This window comes from Vreelandella venusta (assembly GCF_015689495.1).
GTDB lineage: Bacteria > Pseudomonadota > Gammaproteobacteria > Pseudomonadales > Halomonadaceae > Vreelandella > Vreelandella venusta.
The window spans coordinates 1,974,911-1,995,511 of sequence record NZ_CP065135.1 but is presented as its reverse complement, the minus strand read 5'-3'; the positions used below and the strand labels follow the sequence as shown (position 1 = coordinate 1,995,511).

Annotated in this window: 20 protein-coding genes; 10 read left to right on the top strand and 10 right to left on the bottom strand. The window is 51.3% G+C overall.

Annotated features, from left to right (window positions below):
* Nucleotide 1 precedes the first annotated feature (1 nt).
* The gene (locus IR195_RS09500; RefSeq protein ID WP_206049584.1) at nt 2-805 is read right to left on the bottom strand and encodes a hypothetical protein; all 804 of its coding nucleotides are present in this window, start codon (nt 803-805) and stop codon (nt 2-4) included.
* A gap of 113 nt (nt 806-918) precedes the next feature.
* Between IR195_RS09500 and IR195_RS09495 the strand changes: the two genes are divergently transcribed.
* Genes IR195_RS09495 through IR195_RS09480 form a run of 4 tightly spaced genes read left to right on the top strand, consistent with a single transcriptional unit; the run spans nt 919 to nt 3,261 of the window.
* Nucleotides 919-1,278 (top strand): hypothetical protein, encoded by a 360-nt coding sequence (locus IR195_RS09495; RefSeq protein ID WP_206049583.1) that lies wholly within the window; start codon nt 919-921, stop codon nt 1,276-1,278.
* Nucleotides 1,278-2,072 (top strand): DUF2303 family protein, encoded by a 795-nt coding sequence (locus IR195_RS09490; protein WP_206049582.1) that lies wholly within the window; start codon nt 1,278-1,280, stop codon nt 2,070-2,072. The genes IR195_RS09495 and IR195_RS09490 overlap by 1 nt, the downstream gene beginning before the upstream one ends.
* Nucleotides 2,073-2,124: 52 nt before the next feature.
* Nucleotides 2,125-2,670, top strand: coding sequence for a single-stranded DNA-binding protein (locus IR195_RS09485; RefSeq protein WP_206049581.1), 546 nt, complete (start codon nt 2,125-2,127; stop codon nt 2,668-2,670).
* Nucleotides 2,671-2,682: 12 nt separating this feature from the next.
* Nucleotides 2,683-3,261, top strand: a complete 579-nt coding sequence (locus IR195_RS09480; RefSeq protein WP_206049580.1) for a hypothetical protein — start codon at nt 2,683-2,685, stop codon at nt 3,259-3,261.
* 191 nt (nt 3,262-3,452) lie between these two features.
* On the opposite strand, the gene IR195_RS09475 is transcribed toward IR195_RS09480, so the two are convergent.
* A complete protein-coding gene (locus IR195_RS09475) occupies nt 3,453-4,181 on the bottom strand; it encodes a hypothetical protein (protein ID WP_206049579.1) in 729 nt (242 codons plus the stop codon).
* Nucleotides 4,182-4,556: 375 nt separating this feature from the next.
* On the opposite strand from IR195_RS09475, the gene IR195_RS09470 reads away from it, so the two are divergent.
* The 3 genes from IR195_RS09470 (at nt 4,557) to IR195_RS09460 (ending at nt 5,699) form a co-directional block, all read left to right on the top strand.
* Entirely contained in the window at nt 4,557-4,796 is a 240-nt protein-coding gene (locus IR195_RS09470) for a hypothetical protein (protein ID WP_206049578.1), read from the top strand.
* Between the two features lie 94 nt (nt 4,797-4,890).
* Nucleotides 4,891-5,316, top strand: a complete 426-nt coding sequence (locus IR195_RS09465) for a hypothetical protein (RefSeq protein ID WP_206049577.1) — start codon at nt 4,891-4,893, stop codon at nt 5,314-5,316.
* Nucleotides 5,317-5,363: 47 nt separating this feature from the next.
* The gene (locus tag IR195_RS09460; RefSeq protein ID WP_206049576.1) at nt 5,364-5,699 is read left to right on the top strand and encodes a hypothetical protein; all 336 of its coding nucleotides are present in this window, start codon (nt 5,364-5,366) and stop codon (nt 5,697-5,699) included.
* A 250-nt stretch (nt 5,700-5,949) separates the two neighbouring features.
* On the opposite strand, the gene IR195_RS09455 is transcribed toward IR195_RS09460, so the two are convergent.
* On the bottom strand, nt 5,950-6,153 hold the full coding sequence (locus IR195_RS09455; protein WP_206049575.1) for a hypothetical protein: 204 nt from the start codon (nt 6,151-6,153) through the stop codon (nt 5,950-5,952).
* Between the two features lie 173 nt (nt 6,154-6,326).
* Here IR195_RS09455 and IR195_RS09450 point away from each other — a divergent pair, with 173 nt between their 5' ends.
* From IR195_RS09450 to IR195_RS09440, 3 genes are all read left to right on the top strand, one after another.
* Entirely contained in the window at nt 6,327-6,548 is a 222-nt protein-coding gene (locus IR195_RS09450; protein WP_206049574.1) for a DUF4224 domain-containing protein, read from the top strand.
* Complete coding sequence (locus IR195_RS09445; RefSeq protein WP_206049573.1) at nt 6,545-7,564, top strand: tyrosine-type recombinase/integrase; 1,020 nt, start codon at nt 6,545-6,547, stop codon at nt 7,562-7,564. The genes IR195_RS09450 and IR195_RS09445 overlap by 4 nt, the downstream gene beginning before the upstream one ends.
* Before the next feature lie 360 nt (nt 7,565-7,924).
* Nucleotides 7,925-8,437: a hypothetical protein gene (locus IR195_RS09440; protein ID WP_206049572.1), complete on the top strand. Its 513-nt coding sequence runs from the start codon at nt 7,925-7,927 to the stop codon at nt 8,435-8,437.
* 608 nt (nt 8,438-9,045) lie between these two features.
* Here IR195_RS09440 and IR195_RS09435 read toward each other — a convergent pair.
* The 7 genes from IR195_RS09435 to IR195_RS20470 all read right to left on the bottom strand — a co-directional run bounded on the left by IR195_RS09435 (nt 9,046) and on the right by IR195_RS20470 (nt 20,485).
* Nucleotides 9,046-9,615 (bottom strand): TetR/AcrR family transcriptional regulator, encoded by a 570-nt coding sequence (locus IR195_RS09435; RefSeq protein ID WP_206049571.1) that lies wholly within the window; start codon nt 9,613-9,615, stop codon nt 9,046-9,048.
* An 11-nt stretch (nt 9,616-9,626) separates the two neighbouring features.
* Nucleotides 9,627-10,169, bottom strand: a complete 543-nt coding sequence (locus tag IR195_RS09430) for a carboxymuconolactone decarboxylase family protein (RefSeq protein ID WP_206049570.1) — start codon at nt 10,167-10,169, stop codon at nt 9,627-9,629.
* Nucleotides 10,170-10,359: 190 nt separating this feature from the next.
* Nucleotides 10,360-10,944, bottom strand: coding sequence for a hypothetical protein (locus tag IR195_RS09425; protein WP_206049569.1), 585 nt, complete (start codon nt 10,942-10,944; stop codon nt 10,360-10,362).
* A 14-nt stretch (nt 10,945-10,958) separates the two neighbouring features.
* The gene (locus IR195_RS09420) at nt 10,959-12,341 is read right to left on the bottom strand and encodes a phage head spike fiber domain-containing protein (RefSeq protein ID WP_206049568.1); all 1,383 of its coding nucleotides are present in this window, start codon (nt 12,339-12,341) and stop codon (nt 10,959-10,961) included.
* A 137-nt stretch (nt 12,342-12,478) separates the two neighbouring features.
* A complete protein-coding gene (locus tag IR195_RS09415; protein ID WP_206049567.1) occupies nt 12,479-13,354 on the bottom strand; it encodes a hypothetical protein in 876 nt (291 codons plus the stop codon).
* 1 nt (nt 13,355) lies between these two features.
* Nucleotides 13,356-14,789: a hypothetical protein gene (locus tag IR195_RS09410; RefSeq protein ID WP_206049566.1), complete on the bottom strand. Its 1,434-nt coding sequence runs from the start codon at nt 14,787-14,789 to the stop codon at nt 13,356-13,358.
* Nucleotides 14,786-20,485 (bottom strand): SPFH domain-containing protein, encoded by a 5,700-nt coding sequence (locus IR195_RS20470; protein WP_241006823.1) that lies wholly within the window; start codon nt 20,483-20,485, stop codon nt 14,786-14,788. The genes IR195_RS09410 and IR195_RS20470 overlap by 4 nt, the downstream gene beginning before the upstream one ends.
* Nucleotides 20,486-20,601: the final 116 nt, after the last annotated feature.

Below are 20,601 nucleotides of genomic sequence, written 5' to 3'. Positions count from 1 at the left end.
CTCAAGATGGAATATTACTAATAATTGTTAGTATACTAGCGACAATTGTTCCAATATTCCCAATATGCGGTAATGTATTTAAAAGAATTTTGGCAGGATTTCTCTTCGGTGGATCGCTTTTAATAAGTTGCTGTGCAGAGTCGACCGCTTCTAAAGAATCGTTAAGATCACTGCCAGATAAATATTTTTTCATTTCGGCTCTAAGGGAGTCGAATTCATCATCTAATTGGCTATTAGCAATAGATGCAACAAGCTTATTATTATCCCCCACAACACTCTGCTGCACGACTGTATGAGCTTGTCCTATTATTTGTATAACACTAGGATTAACATCCTGTTTATCATCAGTGGGCAGCTCATCAACAATCTCCTCCAGCTTATAATTAATTTCTCTGAAAAGCGGCATGCTTACCGCATCATTAAAAGTTGAAATCATACTATTATATTGAGGCCCTGTAGCAAAAAAGCATCGAACAAAATTTATCAAACTCAACTCTTCACTATTAACCTTCTTTATTATTTGATACATAAAAGCAATACGATCATTTATATTAGTAGGGAACTCTAGATCACCACTTCCAGCCATGCCAGTAAAAGTTTCTTTTCTGCCAGAATACCATACATAAAACTCATCCGCCTTATAACCAGCTAGTTGCTTATCAATTCTTGAAAGCACTTCATCATTTTCAAGAAAATTAACAAGCATTCTTAATCTATCATTAAAAGTAGCGTTATCAGAGCACAATAGGTCTGATGAATAATCCCGGAATCGTTCAATGCTTCGTTTTACTTTCTCAGGCTTCATATTAACCTCACTTTGATCAAGATAATACCAAATGTAGTTTCAACAGTTGATCGTACATGTTTCTGACTGATCACACACCCCATTCACTCACCACCTCCATGAGGTAACTCGCAATGTCTCATCCCACCGATGTGACCAGGTTCCTTGAGGACCTGGACGGCGGCGTATTGGCTGAACGCCTGGGTAAAGTCCTTAGCCATGCAGCAGCGGCTGCAACGGACAACCCAAAGAAGAAAGGCAAGGTTTCGATAGATCTCACTATCGAGAATATCGGATCAGGCGCCCGGGTCGGCGTAACTCATAAGCTGGCCTTCAAGATCCCGACCGAGCACGGCACCCAGTCGGAAGAACACACCACCGAAACGGTCATGTGCGTGAACACGGGCGGCGAAATGACGCTAGAGCCCAAAAACCAGTTCGACATGATCGGCCACCCGCATCGTAAAGATGCCCACCACGGAGAGCAGCACTAATGTCACTGACCAAAGAAGCCCTGCAGCACATTGAAGCAAGCCACAAAACTGGCACCGAAGCCGCCGAAGGTCATGCGTTGATCGTCGGTGATAATTTCAAACTGGTGGATATGGAGAAGTACCAAGACCAGCGCCGCCGCTTTCGTGGGCAATTCAAGACCAAGGGGCTGAAAGACTTTATCGCCTACGTTAATGGTCGCCAGAAAGACGCGCCGGTATTCATCGACCGCGACGCCATGGCTGCAAGTTCATATCTGGATATCGGCGACATCGACCTTCCCGGGCATTGTGACCATTCCGCCACCCTCACCCTACCCAAAACGCCAGAGTTCACCGCTTATCTACGGGCCGATGCCAGCACCTTCGATCAAGAGGAAATGGTCGAGCTGGTAGAGGACTGGGGCCATCTGCTGACTTTTGAAAACAGCGAAGGCGAAGCGCTGGAGCGTAGCAAGGTCTTTCACGCTTTCCGCAAGGTCAAATTGGACGACTTGACCAGTATCGAAAGCGACAAACAGGAGCATTCCAGCCGCGTGGGCGTGATGAATAGCGTCACCGTAAAGAATGCCGACCGACTGCCCACAGTGATGTACTGGACAGTTACCCCTTACGAGGGGCTGACAGAGCGCACGCTGGCAATGCATGTTTCCAGCAAAACTAAGGGCGGTCCATCGTTTGGGCTTCGCGCTATCGCGCTGGACGCCGCTAAAGAAGAGATCGCCGCCGAGTTCGCCAAGCTGGTGACCGATGGCCTGACAGAAAGCGAGTGCTTGCTGGGCACGTTCCAGCCTTAACGGCCGCACACAATCACGTAGGGCCTTCGGGCCCTTTTTATTTGGAGGTCACATGGCCCGAGGCATTAATAAAGTCATCTTGATTGGCAACCTGGGCCAAGACCCAGAAGTACGATTCACTCAAGGCGGCACAGCCGTCGCCAATATCAACATTGCCACCAGTGACAGCTGGCTAGACCGCAACAGCGGCCAGCGACAGGAACGCACCGAGTGGCACCGCGTCATCTTATTCAAGAAAACGGCAGAGATTGCCCAGCAGTATTTGAAGAAAGGCAGCAAGGTCTACATCGAAGGCCGACTCCAAACCCGCAAATGGCAAGACCAAAGCGGGCAAGACCGCTACACCACGGAAGTCGTTGCTAACGATATGCAAATGCTAGATAGCGGCGGGCAGCAGCAAGCCCCACAACAAAGCGGGTACCAGCAACCGCCTCAGAATCAGCAGCGCAGTGGCTACCAACAGCCGCCTCCGAATAATTCAGGCTATGGCGGTGCGCAGCAGCCCCAAGGTCATCGACCACCACAAGGGCAGCAGCCATATGGCGCGCCTGATCCTGGCCAGTACGCCAATTTTGATGATTCGGAAATACCGTTCTGATGAGGTGCTCTTATGGACTCAAAAACGCTATTAATCATTAAAGAAAGTTACTCCAGGCTAAAGAATCTCAAGCTAGTGGAGATTGAAACTGGGATTAAATGGCAAACGGTTTACTGGCACTTAAAGAAAGAAGGAGTGCCCATCACAGGAGATAAGGCTCGCTACGGCTCAGCTACTGATCGTCTGGCTGTATTTGGCGAGCAATTTTTCCAGCGCCTTGTGCCTGACGCAATTGATAACAACGACTTAAAGTGGCAGTCATCAATTGATTTTTCGGTTTACGGAGTGAAGGTTGATATTAAGACATCCCGTTTAATGCCAGCAGGCCGAAACAATAAAGGAAAGTCTTTTTCAGCTCGATGGTGCTACTGCATTAGCAAGCAACAAGACATAGCAGATTACTTCGTGTTGCTGGCACTACCTGAAAACGATGATGAACCACGGCACATCTTCCTGCTTCCAAAAGAGCTAGCAACAGCCAAGACCACGATCTCCATCCCTCTTACCATGAAAAGTAAGTGGGCCGATTACAAGGTATCGGCGCAGGAGCTTCAGCAGTTCTTCACGGCGTTTAAGAAACGCCAGGCCTAATGCACACATCGCGCCTAACCGCTTGCACATCGGCTCGGTCGAGCGCGTGTGCCCACCTTTATCAATAAGCCAGTGTAGCCAAAAAAACCCCATCCCTGGGCTCTACACGCAACAGCTGGCATATACCGGACGAGTCGACTACAACGCAGTAGGTGCGTGGGCAAGGCAATATGCCCCACGAAACGAGGTCTTTAACTAGCCAAATCATTAAAGCCTCGCTCACTTATCGCCCGTATTAAAGATGTTAAAAAGTGAACTATCGCAGAGTGGTAATCATTAAATACAGGATCAGTCATGCGATACAGTCCTCCCTCAAAAACCTTCAATGTAGGAAAGTCCTGGGCATCCTTTGGCATAACTTCGCCGCTTCGGTGCAATAAAATATTTCTTACTCTATTAGCTTCATCAAGTTTTAAGCTATGATTTTCATCGAGAACCAATGAGACTCCCAAAAAAGAATATAAATTTATAAGCACCTGGGATTGCGAAGAGGTATTTTCTGGTTTGCTTTTAGCACATCTACCTAGCATTTGGGCAAGGTGAATTCTGCTATCCGAATCCCAAGGCCACTGTTCAATGGAGTATTTAGGCTTACGGAAAACACGCAAAGCATTTCTTGATGCCTCTTCGTCGTTCTTTAAAATCGCAGCAATATTATTATCTAATCCACTTTCAAATGCAGACCACTGTCCTATAAAAGAATGAGCATAAATTGAGTGAAAATTCTCGGACTGCATTCTTTTTTTAAAATCGTGAACATCTCGTCCATTTCTATTCATTCGAGAATCATTTAAAAGGCGCTTATATATCCCGACTCTAAAATACTCATCTATTAGGTAACTGGACAATTCCTGAATGTGATAGTACATCCACCCATCTTCCATTGAGGTGCCTAATTTCGGTCTTTTTGTAGAGAACATAAAACCTCCAGATATAAATAAAACTGCCTAGCTGGTATTAAGATGCCTTAATTAATTTAATCCATTTAACAAAAAAATACACGGTATGACCACTTGCGAAGAAACAAGCACCTACCGAAAGAGAAACCGGCGCTTTTACAACCAAGCGTTCTGATACGTTATCGCCCATATCAAGGAAGCTCAACGGCTACATGATGCCCCACTGCAAGGCTCATCAGAGAATCAGAGGTACAAATGTGACCTACTACCCCAAGCCCATCATGTGCATGACATGCCGCCACGCCATAGCCGACTGTGACCACCTGCCATTCTCCAGCATGCCCATACTGAGCAAAAGCAAACACCGCATCATTGTCAGCTGTAAGGAGTACCAAGATGCTCGACCAGCTCCCAAACGCCCGACGCATTGCTGCGCTGGTGGTGCTTAGCCGGATACCCGACACGCCGCAATGGCGACTATCGACACGACTGTTTAAGGACTATGGCCGCTCTAAGCGGCTTTATTTTTGCCTGGAGGTTTTATGGGACACGTCAGAGGCCCCTTTCTTGAATACGAGTGCACCAAGTGCGGCTGCACTATCAAGGAAAACGCGCCGCGAAACCAAGAGCGGCTAGTTGATCGTATAGCTGACGCCAATGCCAGCCCAGACAAGAGAGTTTGTGCCTCTTGCTGGGATCCTGGTGATAACAATCTTGAATGAGGTGAATCATGACTAGCACAGCATTTGATGACCAGTTTGCAGTATGCACGCCTGAGGAAGAGGAGGCATTTCAAGCAATGGAGGTTGGCAGGGTTAAACAGTGGGATGGCGAGGGATTGCCGCCAATTGGCACAGTGTGCCGTATTGAGGTATGGAATGGTGAATGGGTGTTTTTAGATGAAGAGTATCGAGTTGACTTCATCGGTGAGCGTGTCGTTGTAGCGACTACTGTTGGCACTAAGCGAGAAGTTGAGCGCGTCTTTGATGTTCAGGTTCAATTTAAGCCGAGGATGTCCCCAGAGGAGCGTGCAAGGAACGCTATTCAGTGCGCAGCGGGTGGCCAGATGCTTACGCTGTATCAAGCGAGAAAAGTCTACGCCGCCATCCGAGACGGCAAGATTCCAGGCGTTGAGATTAATCGAGGTGATGTATGACGCAGCGAGAACGATTCGAAAATTTATGCGGGAGCTTTCCTTTCTGCATGCCCATGCATACCTACGTTAATGGCGACTACAGAGACACAGATACAAAAAGAGCCTGGGCAATCTGGCAAGCCGCTTGCCCCGAAGGCTACAGTTTGGTGCCTACCAAGATAACGGCTGAGTCTGGTCACAAGTACGCCCTCATGGGGGAGTTTTGCGAGTCTTTAAAGATTACATGCCCAGAGTGCTGGAGTGACGATGAAGCCGATGTTGATTGCGAAATATGCTACGGCCACGGTGAGTTCACGCAACGCGTTCCTATTGAGTGGGACACCATCAAGCGTATTCATGACCGAATAGTTTCTAAGTCAGCACCACCAGAAACGCAGTGTTAATTTTCCCCACCGATTAGTAGGCCGCCAACTGGCGGTTTTTTATTGCGAGGTATTGGTGCGAAAGAATACAGGCAAGCCGCTTAGCTTTATCAAATGGCACAAGGCGTTATTCAAAGAGGATAAACGTGAAGGCTATAGCGAAGTAAGACGACCATCCGCAGTACTACGTCAGCTTTACGGCATCTATCGATCATCATTTCAAGATAAGAGCAATTCACAGCCGCCACTAGGGCGGCTTTTAGTATTGACCTCACTTTATACTAGCAATGGACTTAATGTCCTGAAGCGCACCACGTGCTGCTGATTTTTGTTTAGGGCATCCAAGACTGTCGCTGTCCATGAGGCTCAGCCTCGCAGTTATAAATGCCGAGTTCGCGCTTAGAGCTATTCTTGGATCGTTCAGTAGCGCCGCTAACAGGTGTTCCAGCGCCGCCACTCTTGCTTCTATATCCATCACTCACTCCTTCATCCGCCCCTATACCAGTAACTCAAACAAATCCTAGCCCTATTTAATCTCTAAAGTCGAATCTATATAGGAGCTTCCTTTTCCACATGCCTCCCAAGAGGCGACTTTATGCGCTCACAGGCCCTGCTTGGGCCTCGCTGTCCACCAAAGGAGACGCCACCATGGACCTGTTATTAACACTAGGCGAGATAGAGACCCTGACTGGCCGCAAGCGAACCAAGGAGCAATGCGCCTCGCTTGATGCCATGGGGGTGCGCTGGAAGGTTAATGCCAGTGGCGCACTTATTGTAGGCCGTCGGCATGTTGAGCAAGTGCTTTGCGGCGAAAATCTCAGTCAGGCGCCAGAAACCAAACGACCTAATTTTGAGGCTTTACACGTATGACGCAGGAAAACCCAGGCATTCCCAGGGTGTATTGGAAAAGTGGTGCATGGCGCTATAAGTGTAACGCCCGCCAGAAAGCACTGGTGGGCAAAAGTTGGATACGCCTGGGAGAAACAGCTAAGGAAGCCCAAGCCGCGTATGAACAGTGGCAAGAGCGACTATTCCCTAAAGCAGGCATGGGCCGCATATTCGACCGCTATGAAGCCGAGATCATCCCCGCCAAGCCTGCTGAAGCTACAAGACGCTCCAACCTGCAGGAGCTTAAAAAGCTGCGCGCTGTGTTTGCCGATTGTGAGCCAGGCGATATAACGGTTCACGACATTTATCGTTATATGGACGCCCGCGGCGTTCAGTCTAAAACGCAGGCCAACCATGAGTTGGCATTGCTCAAGCACATATATAGGTACGCCCAGCGCTGGGGAATTGTCGAACACAACCCCGCCGATCCGGTGACCAAGTTCAAGCTCAAGCCGCGTGACCGCTATATCACACACGCAGAATTTAGCCGCTTCCTAAAATTCACCTCCCCGTGGGTGCGCCGCTATGCCCTGCTCAAGTACAAAACCGGATTACGACAGCGCGACCTGCTCACGCTTCGACTGGATCAACTCACTCCAGACGGTATTGTTTTACGAAGCAGTAAGGCAGGTAAGCAGGCCGTAATTCCCTGGGATGATGAACTGAGGCGTTTAGTGCAGGAGATAAAGGCCGACAATCTAGGCCGTGGCAAGCAAGGCCCCACATTGTTCTGCAAGCGGGACGGTATGCCCTACAACAAAGATAAGTTTCACAGTCGCTGGCAATACGGAATGCGGAAGGCTATGCATGAAGGCCACGTCGAGCGATTTACCGAGCATGATATCCGGGCTAAGCATGCGACCGATGCCGATGAGCAAGGCTATGACGCCATGACTAATTTGCAGCACAGCGATCGGCGAACTACCGAGGTCTATCTACGTGCTAAACGAGTGTTGACGGTAAGTACGTTAGGAGCGGAAGAGTTCTTAGAAGACTAGACATTAGTCTATTGTGCACTGGTCTAGCGAAAGCAGTATAACGGCAGGTGTTCCCCTCGTTATATTTTCGCCCTTTTTTGATGCCTAGAAACAAAAAAAGGAACCAGCTAAGTAGCTGATTCCCTTAATGTTTTGGCGGAGGGACAGGGATTCGAACCCTGGATAGGCTATTAACCTATGCCGGTTTTCAAGACCTACCCTTTCAATCATCATCCATCATAACCAACTGATTTTAATAACATAACACGCTGGGCGCAGTGTGTACCACATTACCGAAGTTCTCAATATTAAGCAGCTAGACACATTAGGATGCAGATCTCTGGCACAATCTGGACACAGTAAACAAATGGAAGCTATGTGATGTTAACAGCAAGCTCTTTCCACGAATGGCTAGAAAGCATTGGCATGACTGCGGCTTGGCTTCAGGCCTGGGGGGCACTACTCGCCCTATCAATTGCTATCAGCTTAGCTTTTTATAACCAGAATCAGGAACGAAGGAGAGAGAAAAATAAGCAGGTGCAATACATGGAAGCGATCGCAGCCATCAGCAGCGAGGCCTTACAAGCTGTATCTTCTATCATCTCGGAAATGCACTCAGGTTCGATACATGACCATAACATCACGACCAATGAACTTGATCGATGCGCTCAAGCACTGGCCACAATTACCCTAGAATCCCTACCTAATGCCAAAGCCTACATGGCTATTTACCAGCTACGAAAGGAGATTCAAGGAATTTGCTACATCGTCTCATGTCAGCACTATTACGACTTGGTCACTTCCTCTAGTACACTAGATGAAGTCTCGAATGCTGCGGCGCGGCTGAAGCAAGCCGATGAAGAGTTTTCAAAAGCACTGAGGCTTGCTAGGTGACAATCAACCTTTGTAATCCCACTTTCTTTCTCACCAATAACGAAAAGTTTTTTGGTCGAAGCATAGAATTATGAGTGCACAGAGAAGAAGAGCTAGCAATAAGAATGCGAGATTAATTTGCCTTCCATGGCAACTTTGAGTCCATTCATGCGTTATCTTCCATGTGTGACGCTTCCGACTTCTTTGCGGCGTTCCCTGGCGTCACGCTCTTATCGTAGCAGAGTTATAAAACCGCTGTTGTAAGAGATCGCGGACAGTTTTTGTAAGCGATGGCTTACAAAAACACAAAAAACCCGCCGTTCGGCGTTACCCATAAGCGGCGGTTTTTATTAGATATTCTTGGTCGGAGTGACAGGATTCGAACCTTCGACCTTTGCAACCCCATTTTCACGCGGCTATCCAAGTAAGCCATTGATTATAAATAGATACACACTCGTTTAAGTGCCAGCCAATACAGCCAATTTGCTCTATAAATATCAGCAGGTTACACGTTAGTTTTCAGCTGCTACATTCTCACCTTCACATGGGATTATGAGTGCACTCACCTCTATAGCAAGGTTATCGATCCATACTGGGTATATTCAGCAATCTGGTCGTGCCCTTCCCCGTCAGTGTCGCTGGAGAGCCGAGACGATCAAACACTCCAAGGTCACGACAGCCTGATCATAGGGAACCTGATCCTCCATCGTGGCTTTCGCCATTTCCTCGATCGCCCCAAATATCGCCACCAGCCGATAGTCAAGGCACCCATCGGTGTCATAGTCCGAGAAAAGCTCCCTATAGACATACACAAAGGAATTTCGAATGTTGGTGCGAATATTCTTATATTCGGGATAGGCCATTAAAGCCGAGACGATAGCTTCGTACTGAGGACCACACAGCCTGACACAATCAAAATAAAGTGCCACGACATGATGCACCTTCTCCTGCAGTGAGAAGGCCTTGCCAGCAACCTGTTGCCGGGTCACATCGACCAGTTGCTGGTCAAATCGAGCATATAGCTGATAAAGCAGATTGGCTCGACTCTGGAAGTGATCATAGGCCACGGGCTTGGTCACGCCCGCTTCATGGGCGAGTGTGGCCAGAGTAAGAGCGTCCGCTCCATCTCGCTCAAGAATCACCAGAGACAGATCCAGCAGTTGCTGTCGTCGCTCGTCCTTGGAAAGCCTTTTTCGCATTAACGCCTCACTTACTTAGGATTCGGAATCAGCTCAACTTTCGGGAAGTCAATCTTTGGTTGCACCAGATTATTGATCCAGTTACTGAAATTGTTAATTCCTGTCCATGACACTATCTGCACGATCAGAGCATCACTCATGCCTAGAGCCCTGCAGCGATCTTTCTGCTCAGGGGAGCAAGCTCCATTATGTTTCATCACGTCAAGGGCTAGGTCGAGCATTGCCTGATCCAAAGCATCACTGGCCTCACCTACCTGGGCAGCACGGCACTCCTCCTTACTCATGCCCAGCTTTCGGGCCGAAAAGGTATGCCCACTGACACAGTAATGACAGCCGTTTCGGTTAGCCACCGCTAGGGAGATCAACTCTCGCTGCTGCTCACTCAACAGACAGCGTTCCTCAATCGCCGCCTCGAATGCCAGGTAGCCTTTAAGGCTCGCCCCATCGATACCCAAGGCTCCGTAGAAGTTCGGGACCATCCCATAGCGCTCCTGGAACTCTTTCAGAATAGGCTTGGCCAGATCATCGGCCGTTTCAAGACTCACCGGTTTCATCGTTCACCTCATTCAACAAAAAATGGCAGGGCAAAGCCTGTTCTTTAAAAGAATATGGTGGTTTGTGGTAAAAGCTCAGCCGTAAACCTACCAATAGTAAGTATACCATTAGTAAGTTATGCCACAACCCTCTTTTCAAATGAAAAACCGCTTTCGCGGCCGTTGGGGTGGTCACTCATCTTCTACTGGCCTACAACCTCGCTGCTTGAATAAACAGGCAGTCTACGTCTTGTTCTGATAGAGCCAGCGCGTTGCCTATCGCTAGCAGTTGCGGATTGTAGCGCTCCCAAATGCCTGCTTTGTCTAGCCAGTTACGTACCAGTTTGCGCTCTACGGGGTCGGTGATGCCGTTGATGGCGTCGTCTACTTGTTCATCTAATCCGCTGCGTATTAGCTGTTCCATGCCCTGGCGGCTGGAGACTGACTCGGGCACTGACAGTACGCTTTCTGCGAGCATGCCGAATTTGAACGGTGGCGTGATGGTTTGTGTGCCACCCTCACCGTCGTCAACTTCACGAGGGCTTGTGTCGTAGACCGATTCGTAGAGGGCTAAAGCGTCGGTGTCATTTTGGATTTGTGCATAAACGCGGTCAGCGGTGCCAGTGCCGATGTACGGTGCTTCGGCTAAAACTGTAACCCGCTCATCAGTAATAGGCATTTTAGTGCGCGTATAGATTAGCGCTTTAGGGCCACTAGTGTAATTCGCGCCTTCTGGAATCGTATCTTCATCGCTAAAATCGGTTACATCGTTGATATATAAAATGGCATCAATCATTTAAACGATTCCTTTTACAATTTAGTTAAAGCAGATAGCTCTGCTTCAGTGGCGACATAAGGTGCGTAAAAACAACTTGCGTTTTTTCTATATCTACTTCCCCCTGAACTAACCGAAAATGATAATACTGTCAGGCTAGAAGGATCAGGTAGATTAAGGTCGTTAGCCGAGTATGAATAACCGTTTACAGCAAGAACACATTTCTTTGCACTATATGAAAATGCAATTTTAAGGCGCCCAGTTCCAGAAACATTGCTAGAGATTGATGAGTCTTCAGCTGCGCCGAAAACCGACAGCCTTATTACACCAGCGCTTCGCCATAACAATAGAGAATTAGAGGTTCTTAGCGTTGAAGCAGACCCAGACAACTGCAAAATATAATTTGAAGATTGGGTGTCATTTGGAAGGATGGTGTCGATGAACACTGTCCCCTCATGCGGGTCAAGCTCACCTCCCAGCAGCCTCCAAACAGCGTCTCTTGATTGTGTTACGATAGAGTCTGTAGTAGGTATATAACTACTCGGCACCGTTCCCTCATTTAAATGAGCCGCAAGCACACGCAGACCCGACTCGCCGTCTCCTTGAAATGAGGATAAACCGCCAGTAACTAGACTAATAACAATAGAGTTTGAGCCTGCCGAGGTAAACACCCCTGATCCCCATACGAGCACAGCGCCACTGCTCAATTTTGCCGCCCCTGACAATATAGTTTCACCACCGAGTGACATTATTTCGCCAGTTGAAAGGCTAGCAACGACCGAGAAAGGGTTTGTCGCAGCCCCCGAATCAAAAGAACTGATTCGCACAGAATCAACAAGCGAACCTATAGGCTCAACAATAACCAAAAAAGTAAAAGCGCCCTCTAAAGAGCTGTAAAAAAATCCCGCACTATGAAGGCCTTCTTCATTTGTAGAGATGACTTCGGTAGCCTTACCCCCTGGCCGCAAGTTGCTATCTACTTTGCTTAAAGTAACCCGACTAGTTACGTTCCAAGAGGCGTTTGTTAAATCCTCACTCCATAACTTAAGGTTAGTCGTATCGGGTTCGATAACCATTCCTTCGCATTTCCCTGTTGCGGGATTCCAATGCCGGGCTATAGCATTTATAGGAACTTCACGCAGGCTACCATTAGGACCAAACTCCCATTTAGGCTCTGAACGAGCAACTGTCAGCACGTCACTTGGATCAGTCGTCTCTGTCAGTACCCCGTCATCAACACGATAAATGCCGCGTTCAAAATCTAAATCAAGCGTCGCTTTGCGCCGAAACTGTTCAAGAATGTTAACCTTGTACGCATCCGCTACCGCCTCAACATAGCCTTTTGCATCCTCAGCCCGATCCGCATTAGCTGCCGCTGCGTCAATTTTTGCGGCATATTGGGCGGTGTAGCCTGCCATTGCGACCGCGCCTTTTAAACACGGCACGAATCGATCTAAATATCCTAACCCGTCGAGTCCCGTCTGAGGGTCTGCATCGTCTGTGTAAGTTTTCCCATCGCCTCCAAGTGCGACAGGGAACGTTACGCTATTAGCCATTACAGTTTCTCCAAAAGGCTCATGCCGTTTTCAAAATTGGCGTGAAACGAGTTAACCAGGGGATCGAGTGCTGTCTGATGACACACCATGTTGCGCTGATAGTTTTCTGCAGAGGGGGTAATGGAATAGACGTACAAGATCTCGCCCACAATATCTTCTGTACGCTGCAGGCGATGCAGACGCATGAACGCCTCGCTTTCACTCAAGTGTGCAAGCTCAAATGTGGCGGTACGTTTGGGGGTTACCCGCCGGGCATAGCGTGTACGCGCCCTGTCACCGGCCTCTTTTATCGAGGTACCACTGTCGTAGCCGTGCTGGATGCCGCGGCTGACGTTGTACTCTGGCTGCCATATATCCATCACTAACGTACGGCCCAACATGACGGCGCCATCTAGGTTCGCTGCATCGAAGATTTCTACATGCACGGCCGACCCCACCACCCGCTCATCAAAAAATACGTTGCTCAGCGGCGTGTGGTTTTTGCGGTCGTCTTCTCTTAAGCGGCGATTCCAAAAATTGTCATCACCCCACATCACATCCTGCATGTCGTAGACCACTGGCCAGGCATCTACTCGCCCGGTGTCATACACCAGGTCGGTACCGGCTGTGTCTCGGTAGACACGCACGCGCAATGAGGCCGTTGCACTAAAATTCTGTGCCGGAAAAGAGACGGCATGCAGGCGCCTACGCCGGGGGAACGTTATCCAAAACTGCGTATCAGCAGGGTTCAGCGAGGCGCTTTTTGTCATCACGGCAAATTTATCGTTTTGAAGATGCGAAAGCGGCAATGTGGGCAGCCAGTTGCCACCGCTTAGCGTGCCCTCATCAATGTAATTGGGCCAGCCCAGAGCGATACGATTAGGATCAAGCGGCATATCACCCCCAAGCGTTGATAGTCAGTTCATCGGCGGCGGCATTCAGCCGGTAGCCCGTAGCCAGCACCAAGCGCCCGGCGGCGTAGCCCAGACGAGGCGTTATCACGGTGGTGCTCTCGCCAATTACCGGGGCATCCAGCTCCAACGCCTCAATTTCGAGTGTGTCGCGACGCACACTCATAAGTTGCAGAATACGCGTGGCCACCGCCCGCGCTTTCGGGGCGCTGGCAAGTAACGTGCGAATCGTTAACTCTCCCGCCAAGGGGTGGCGATCACGCACTGCCGTATCATCTACAACCACTTTTCGGTATTGCTGAGAGAGACGCGCCCGGCGTGCATCGCTCACATCCCCTGCCAAATCGGTTGGCATACTCTCGATACGGTCGTATTCGAGCGTGACGCGCCACACTGGCAACCCGTTATCACCCGCGCCGGTACTGCTGCGCTTGATCTCGGCAATACTGTAATCATTGATCGTGGATGCCGTGGACACGGGCGCAAGTAGCTCGCGCAGTCGCAACACGCCATCGGGCTGTATGCTGAGATAGCCGCCGATACTCTCCGCAAACTGATCGAGCAGCGCCAACGTGTTAGCTTCGGCGTTGAGATACAGTTTGACGTTGCCATAGGCGTTAAGCGCGGCGACGTCATCAGCGTGGAGCGTATAGCCGCGTTCCGCCGCCAGGGCTTGTGCCACTGCGCCCAACCGTGGGTCGGCCTGCTCAGCGCTGACAGTGACGCTGCCCTGGGGTGAACCACCGAGCTTGATAAAACCTTGGTACGTTCGATACGCCCCCTCTCCAGGCTCGATGTTTTCCAGCTCTGACAGGCTGGCACACTCACCGCCGTTATTTAGCAGCCACCCTCGGTCATAAACGGCTGACACCTGACAATCAGCAAGCGATGACACTTGATAAATAAGGCGAGCACTATTAACCAGTTTCGGCACTGCCTCATCGGCAGTGCCCCACACTTGAGGCTTTGTCTCGCCCGCAATATCGTTTTCAGTGCCTTCTAGCCCGTCGGGCAACACGTTGGTACCCGCGTAGGTATCCATGGGGTGAGGCGTATTCAACGGCTCCAACGGGTCACGCAGTACTACCGCTACTTCATCATCATTAAAGGTCAGCCGCGCTACGGTGCCACGTACCTGTTCCACACCATTAAACGCCAACACCATCGTCCGACCATCCACAGCGTAATCGGCGAGGTGGTCCAGAGCGCCATCGCTATTTTCAAGCGTGGTCTGGCCATGGCCACTACGGCTTTGGCGCAGCAACTGGCCCGCGTACATGCCCCCTTGATATAACCCCGGCTGCAACATAACTGGGTTAAAGAATGCATTGTCGGGGGCGTCGTAACGCCCCAGGCTAAAGCGCAGTGTTTCAGGCTCGTTCACGGCGTTAAGCGCCTCCAGCGTTAACGTCCAGGTCATCGCCGTACCCCTTCCAAGGCCATATCGTCTTGCATGCGTTTCAGCATTTTGTTGCCCTCTTTAATCGCATCGATTTCACGCAGGAAGCCGCTACCGCGCTGCGCATTGGCAGCAGCGAGCAGGCGGGCATTTTCTGCGTGTAGGGTTTTGTTTTGCTTGCGGGTATCGATCAGCTCGCGCTTAACGTCCTGTAGCACTTGCAGTACGTCGCTATTACCCAGCGTGGGGAACTGCGGCAAGGGAACGCTAGGCATGGGCATGTCACGCGGGGAGGACATTGATAGCTTGGGCACTGACGCACCGCTGGTGGCCAGCTCGCGCAGAGCGTTAGCAGGCCCAGCAGGCACAACCATCTCGCCCTTATGCAGCTCAGCCAAATAGCCATCAAAACCTATATTCCACGCGCCGCTTGCATGACTACCGTTAACGCCACCCACGCCAGCATCAACGTATTTCCGACCTATTCTTTCGGCCCACTTGTGGAACTGTTCGGCGTACTTATGCCCAATGCCACCCGCTGCCTCTTTATGTTTGAACGTCAACCAATGACCAATCCCCTTTAGAGCTGTCGGGGATTGATGATCCGCAAACGTGACGCGCATGCCCTTAGCCGCATCTTTAGCTGCGTCGGTATTAGCTTTTGTTCCCTCAGCCCCTCTTCTAATAGCGCCCAACTCTTCTAAGTCAGAGGCTTTAAACGCAACGTCAGCAAGCAGATCCAGACGTCGCGTGCCTGAAGCGGCGTTGATCACCGCCCACTCATCCGGTGTTAACTGTAAGCCACTGGTTTCCAGTCGCTTGATGATCGTGTCTGATTGCGCGTCAAGCAGGGTGCGCTCATCGTGCGATAGCCTGCCGTCAGCTAGGGCGGCCTCAAGAGTCGTAACGAAGTGGTTGCTGTCCTCAAGCGCTAGTGTGCGCACATCATGTGACAGACCGGATTCAAGAATGCCGTCGACCGTAGCTAGCAGACTGTTGCTTTTCGACAGCGCGAATTTACGCACATCTGGCGATATGCCGTCAGCCAGCACAGCATCAACAATCGTCTGATACCGGTTAGTAGACTCAAGCGCCAGTCGGCGGTCACTGCCTTTTAGCGCCATGCCCACAACCTGATCAATCACGCTGACGTAGTTGTGGTTTGACTGCAGCGCCAATCGACGGTTATTAGGCGTCAGTTTTCTCCCGACGATGTAGTCAACGTTGGCCAGATACCGGTTGCCGTGCTCAACAGCCAGCGTTCTGTCAGCGCCCGCGATGTCGTTGCGAGTCGCATAATCAATGATGGCGTCGTATTCGTTCAGCGAGCCAAGTGCAAGCTGGCGGTTTCCAGCCGTTAGCTCGGATCGCGCCACGTACTCAACAACAGCGGTGTACCGATTGATGCTATCAAGCGCCAGGTGCCGGTCTTCTGCGCTTATGTCACGCTCGATGGCGTACTCAATCATCGCGCTGTAAACATTAGATGACTCAAGCGCTAAGCGGCGGCTAGCGTTATCCAGATCAGATCTAACTGCATAATCAACAACAGCAGTCATCGTGTTGCTACTGCTGAGTGCTAGCCGCTTGTTATCGTCTGCTAGCTCGCTAAACGTAATGTATTTAACGGTGGCAACCAGCGTGTTTGTGCTGCCAATCGCGAGCCGTTCTAGTTCTGAAGTAAGCTGGTTTTCTCCGACTAGGTAGCTGAGCGTGCTATCAAGACGGTGCGACTGCTCACCCAGAATAGTGCGCAGATCAGTGGGCAGTTGATCAGTATTAGTAGCAAAATCAATCAGCGTGCTGATCGTGTATTTGCTATCCATGATTGCCCGCTCAATTTCGTCAGCGAGCTCGTTTGTAACAACATCCCTAATTCCGTCAACGATAAACTGCTCAGGCGTTAGCTGATCGGGCAGTTTAGCGAGCATGCCAGTCACGCGGTCAATCGTGCCGACGGTTTGCGCACCGCTTGCACTCCACCCCTTTTGGGCTTCAATAAATCGATCAGCGTATTGGGTAATACTGCTCATTGCGGCGCGGTCGCCGCTCGCAGCCTTTGCGTACTGCTCATCAAACGCAGCAGACGCGGCAGCGAGCTTATCACCCGGCGAACCCAGTCCCTTGTCCGTGCTTTGCAGGCCGTCGATCCAGTTGTCGATACCAACGCCAAAACTGGCTAGCTGCTCACGCGCCCGGGACCACGCCTGAGCCTCTTGCTCAATTTCCCGAGTACGCGCCTGTTGAGCACGCTCGGCTTCCTGTTGGGCAACTTTTTCATCTTCAATAGCCCAAAGACGCTTCTGCATCATCGTTAGGTTATCGATTTCGGCGTTTTCCAACTCGCTCAAGCGGTCTATTTCAATCTGACGTAAGGCATCGGTATTACCCTGGGCTTGCAAAAGCTGGCGGCTTAATTGCTCTTGGGTGCGCAGTGCTTCTCCAGTGCTGCTTGCAGCGTCTCCAGTGCCCTCAATCGCCGGTGTCAGCTGTGCGAACGCGCTCTCTAGCTGCAGTAACGCGGCGACGTTAGCAGTTCCCGCGTCGGTGTTGAGGCTTTGTGCCTCAACCAAAGCGCGGAAACCGTCTCGTGTCTTGGGCATTTCAAGCCCCAGCTCACGCATTGTCTCGCTGATCTGCTCACGCAGCTCCGCTTCGCGCTCTGCTTGAGTGAAATAGTTCTGATAGTAGCTAGCCCCCATGCCGCTGAGTGCATCCAGACCGCCAACGGCCTCTTGTAAAGACCATGCATAGTGGATAGCACCGCCTGCTGCGTCATCAAATTGCCAGTTCAAACGCTCGGCACTGTTGCCTAACAGCACCGTAGAGTTAATCGCCTGAGTGAGACTATCCGCCGTACCCTGAATGTTGGTGGTGTTGGCTTCCAGGTGTGCCGCAACATCACTCTGAACTTGACTGTTGAGCGACTGCATCACGCGCTCAATATTGAGCACAGACAAAAAGGCATCCGCCATCTGCTGCGGGTCAACAATCTGGGCAATAGCGGACTCAACCAGCGCGCCGGAACCGTCGATCAATGCGCGCAAACGGGTATCGAATAGATCTTCGGGGCCAGAGTGGGTGAACCCTTCAATGCTGGCACGCATCGCGTCGACACGCGTATCGATCGCTGCATTTGCCAGCGTGTTATCGAAGTTCGCGATCTGGTCCATCAGCGCTTGCAGCGCGTCCTGCTGCTCGCCCAGCTTGTAGTCGCTGAACTTTGCAATGCCAAAGTCGCCAAGTGCAGAGGTGCGGTCGCCGAACACACCAGGCTGAGCACCCTGCACAAAATCAAAGTCGAAAGATTTTTTGCCACTCCCGAAGAGAGAGTCAGCAAGACCACCGAGCGCGCCACCGATAGCGGCGCCTAAACCAGGTATCGGAATCAACGCTTGGCCCAACGCAGCGCCGCCCATTGCGCCATAGCTGGAATTAGCATTCTTGCCAAAAACGGCGCTGCCGATGGCTGTGCCGGCGTAGCCACCAGCAAGCCCGCCACCGATGCCAAGAGCTGCATTACCCAGCCCACTGGCCGCAAATGAGTCAAAGCCCGCTCGCAGGCCGCCTTCCGTTTGAACCGCTAACTCGCTGCCGAAGGTACCTGCGTAGGTGGAGCCAGTGCCCTGAAAGGCACGATAGGCATTAGCGATCGCTCCACTGCCGTCCATCATTCCGCTGAGCGATGGCATGGTGCCGAAGGATTGAGAGTCGCCCGCGTCCGGCATGCCCGTGGTATCCAGCCCCATCATGCCCGCCACGCTAAACGTCAGCTTTTGGGTAGTGAGCATGTGGATTATTTCAGCCAGCGTTTGCTGGAACCCTCGCTTCACGATGTCAAGCGCACTTTCAGAGCCGTCGATCAAGCCCAGCCACAGACTCTGGCCGGAATCATCAACACGGCGCAGGGTGTTATCAGCGACGGTTTCCCAACTGATAAAGCTGTTGGCAATGCGCTGGCTGGCGTCTTCGGATGCTTTAGCGGTGTTGTCGGTTTCCCGTTGCGCGGCCTGAAAGCTTACTTGCAGCATGCCCATGGCCTGCATGTACTGCACAGTCGTCATGCGGCCAGTGGCCAACGCCAGGTTTAAAACGCCTACATCTTTAGCGTATTGGCGCGCTGCACGGCGGTTAGGCTGGATGCGGTCGAGTAGATCTTCGTAGCTGTTGGCTAGGGTGGTGGTTTCTTTTGCCGCTTCGCGGGCGGCGGCGGCTGCGGTTGAGGTTACGCCGCCAAACTCATTTACTTCGTTTGCTGCCCCACGTGCGCCACCAGTCACCAGTTCAAGCGCTTTTTCTAGCGCCATTTGCTGGGTTTTAAGTTTGTCGCTCTCCTCAGACGTGTTGGACTGCGCTGCCGCTGTCACTTCTATTGTTTCTTGAAGGTTTCTGAAGTCAGCCGCCAAGACGCTATTAGTTCTTGATGAACGTCGGCTCTGCACTTCTAGCGCTTCTTGCGCGCCTTCCAGCTTCGCCATCTCAAGGGTCACGGCGGCAAGCTGGGTACGAATAGACGTTTCGCCCATGTGCTGCAGTGATTCTGCAAGCTCATTGGCTCGAAACTCCATATTAGCGGCACGCTCTGCCGTGTTATCCAGCCTATTAGCCAGAACACCTAGTGCGCCCGTTGCCAGCACTGCAGCTCCAACGGGGCCGCCCACTAATAGCATGGCTGACGAAGCGCCACGCGTAGCAATTGCCAATGCCGTTTGGCTAGCGGCGGCTACACCGCTAACCCCCGCCATTCGTGCAAGTGCGGCTTGATAGAGAATAGATTGGCTAGTGGCTGCTATTTTAGCAGCGGTAGCAGCAGCAAACGCCCCGGCATAACGCCCCGCCATCAGCGCGGCCAGAACGGCCGCAGCATCTGTTAGATTACCAACGATGACCTCAGCGCCCCCCAGCTCTTTTACCCAACTATTAGCGGTTTGTAGGCTCTCTGTGAGTGACGGCACTAGCTCAGAAAGTAGCGTTTGCGACAAGCCTTGAGCGGCAAACTGCAGGCGCGCAACTTCGTCGTTATAGGTGGCCATGCCGTTGGCCGTGTCTTGACTGATCGTTAGGCCAAGTGCGTCAGCTTCCGCGCGCATCGCGGCGATGGCATCTGTGCCGCTATTAACGATTTGCACCAGCTTGACGCCCTCGCTATCCCAAAGCTGCTGGGCTAGTCGCACACGTTCGCTACTGTTTTCCACGCCCTGCATTGCTGCAGCGATACGCTCGAACTGTTCTTCCGGTGCCAGTTGGTTTAGCTCTTTCGCGCTAAGGTTCAACTTATCAAGCGCTGCCACCGCCACGCCCGTGCCCGCTGCCGCTTCTGCAATACGGCGGGTTTGGCGCTGCCACGCGGTGGTCAGTTGGTTAAATTCAACGCCCGATAGGCTAGCAACATAGTTATATTGGCTGAGCGCTTCCGTGCTAGCACCAATACGCAGATTGGTTTTCTGTAGCTGATCAGCCCAATTGATTTGCCCCTGCAGCGTGTTAGCGGCAAACATGCCCGCGATAACCCCCGCAATAGGTGCCGCCGCCCGGCGTAAAACAGCCAGCCCTTGGCTGGTGGCGTTAACGTCTTGGTTAAACTGTTTGCTTTTGCGCGAACCACGCTCGAAGCCCTGGTTAAGTTTGCCCAGCTCGTCATCGGTGGCTTTTATGGCCCGAATGCCGCCGCTGGCGTCACCAGTAATAATTAAGCCAGTTTTGTAGTTCTGGGCCATTTTGGAACCTCATATTGCGGGCAAAAAAAAAGGCCCGCACGCGGCGGGTCTGTTAAATAACGGGCATTAAAAAACCCGCACGGCGGCGGGTTTTCTACGTCGAGGTATACTTACAA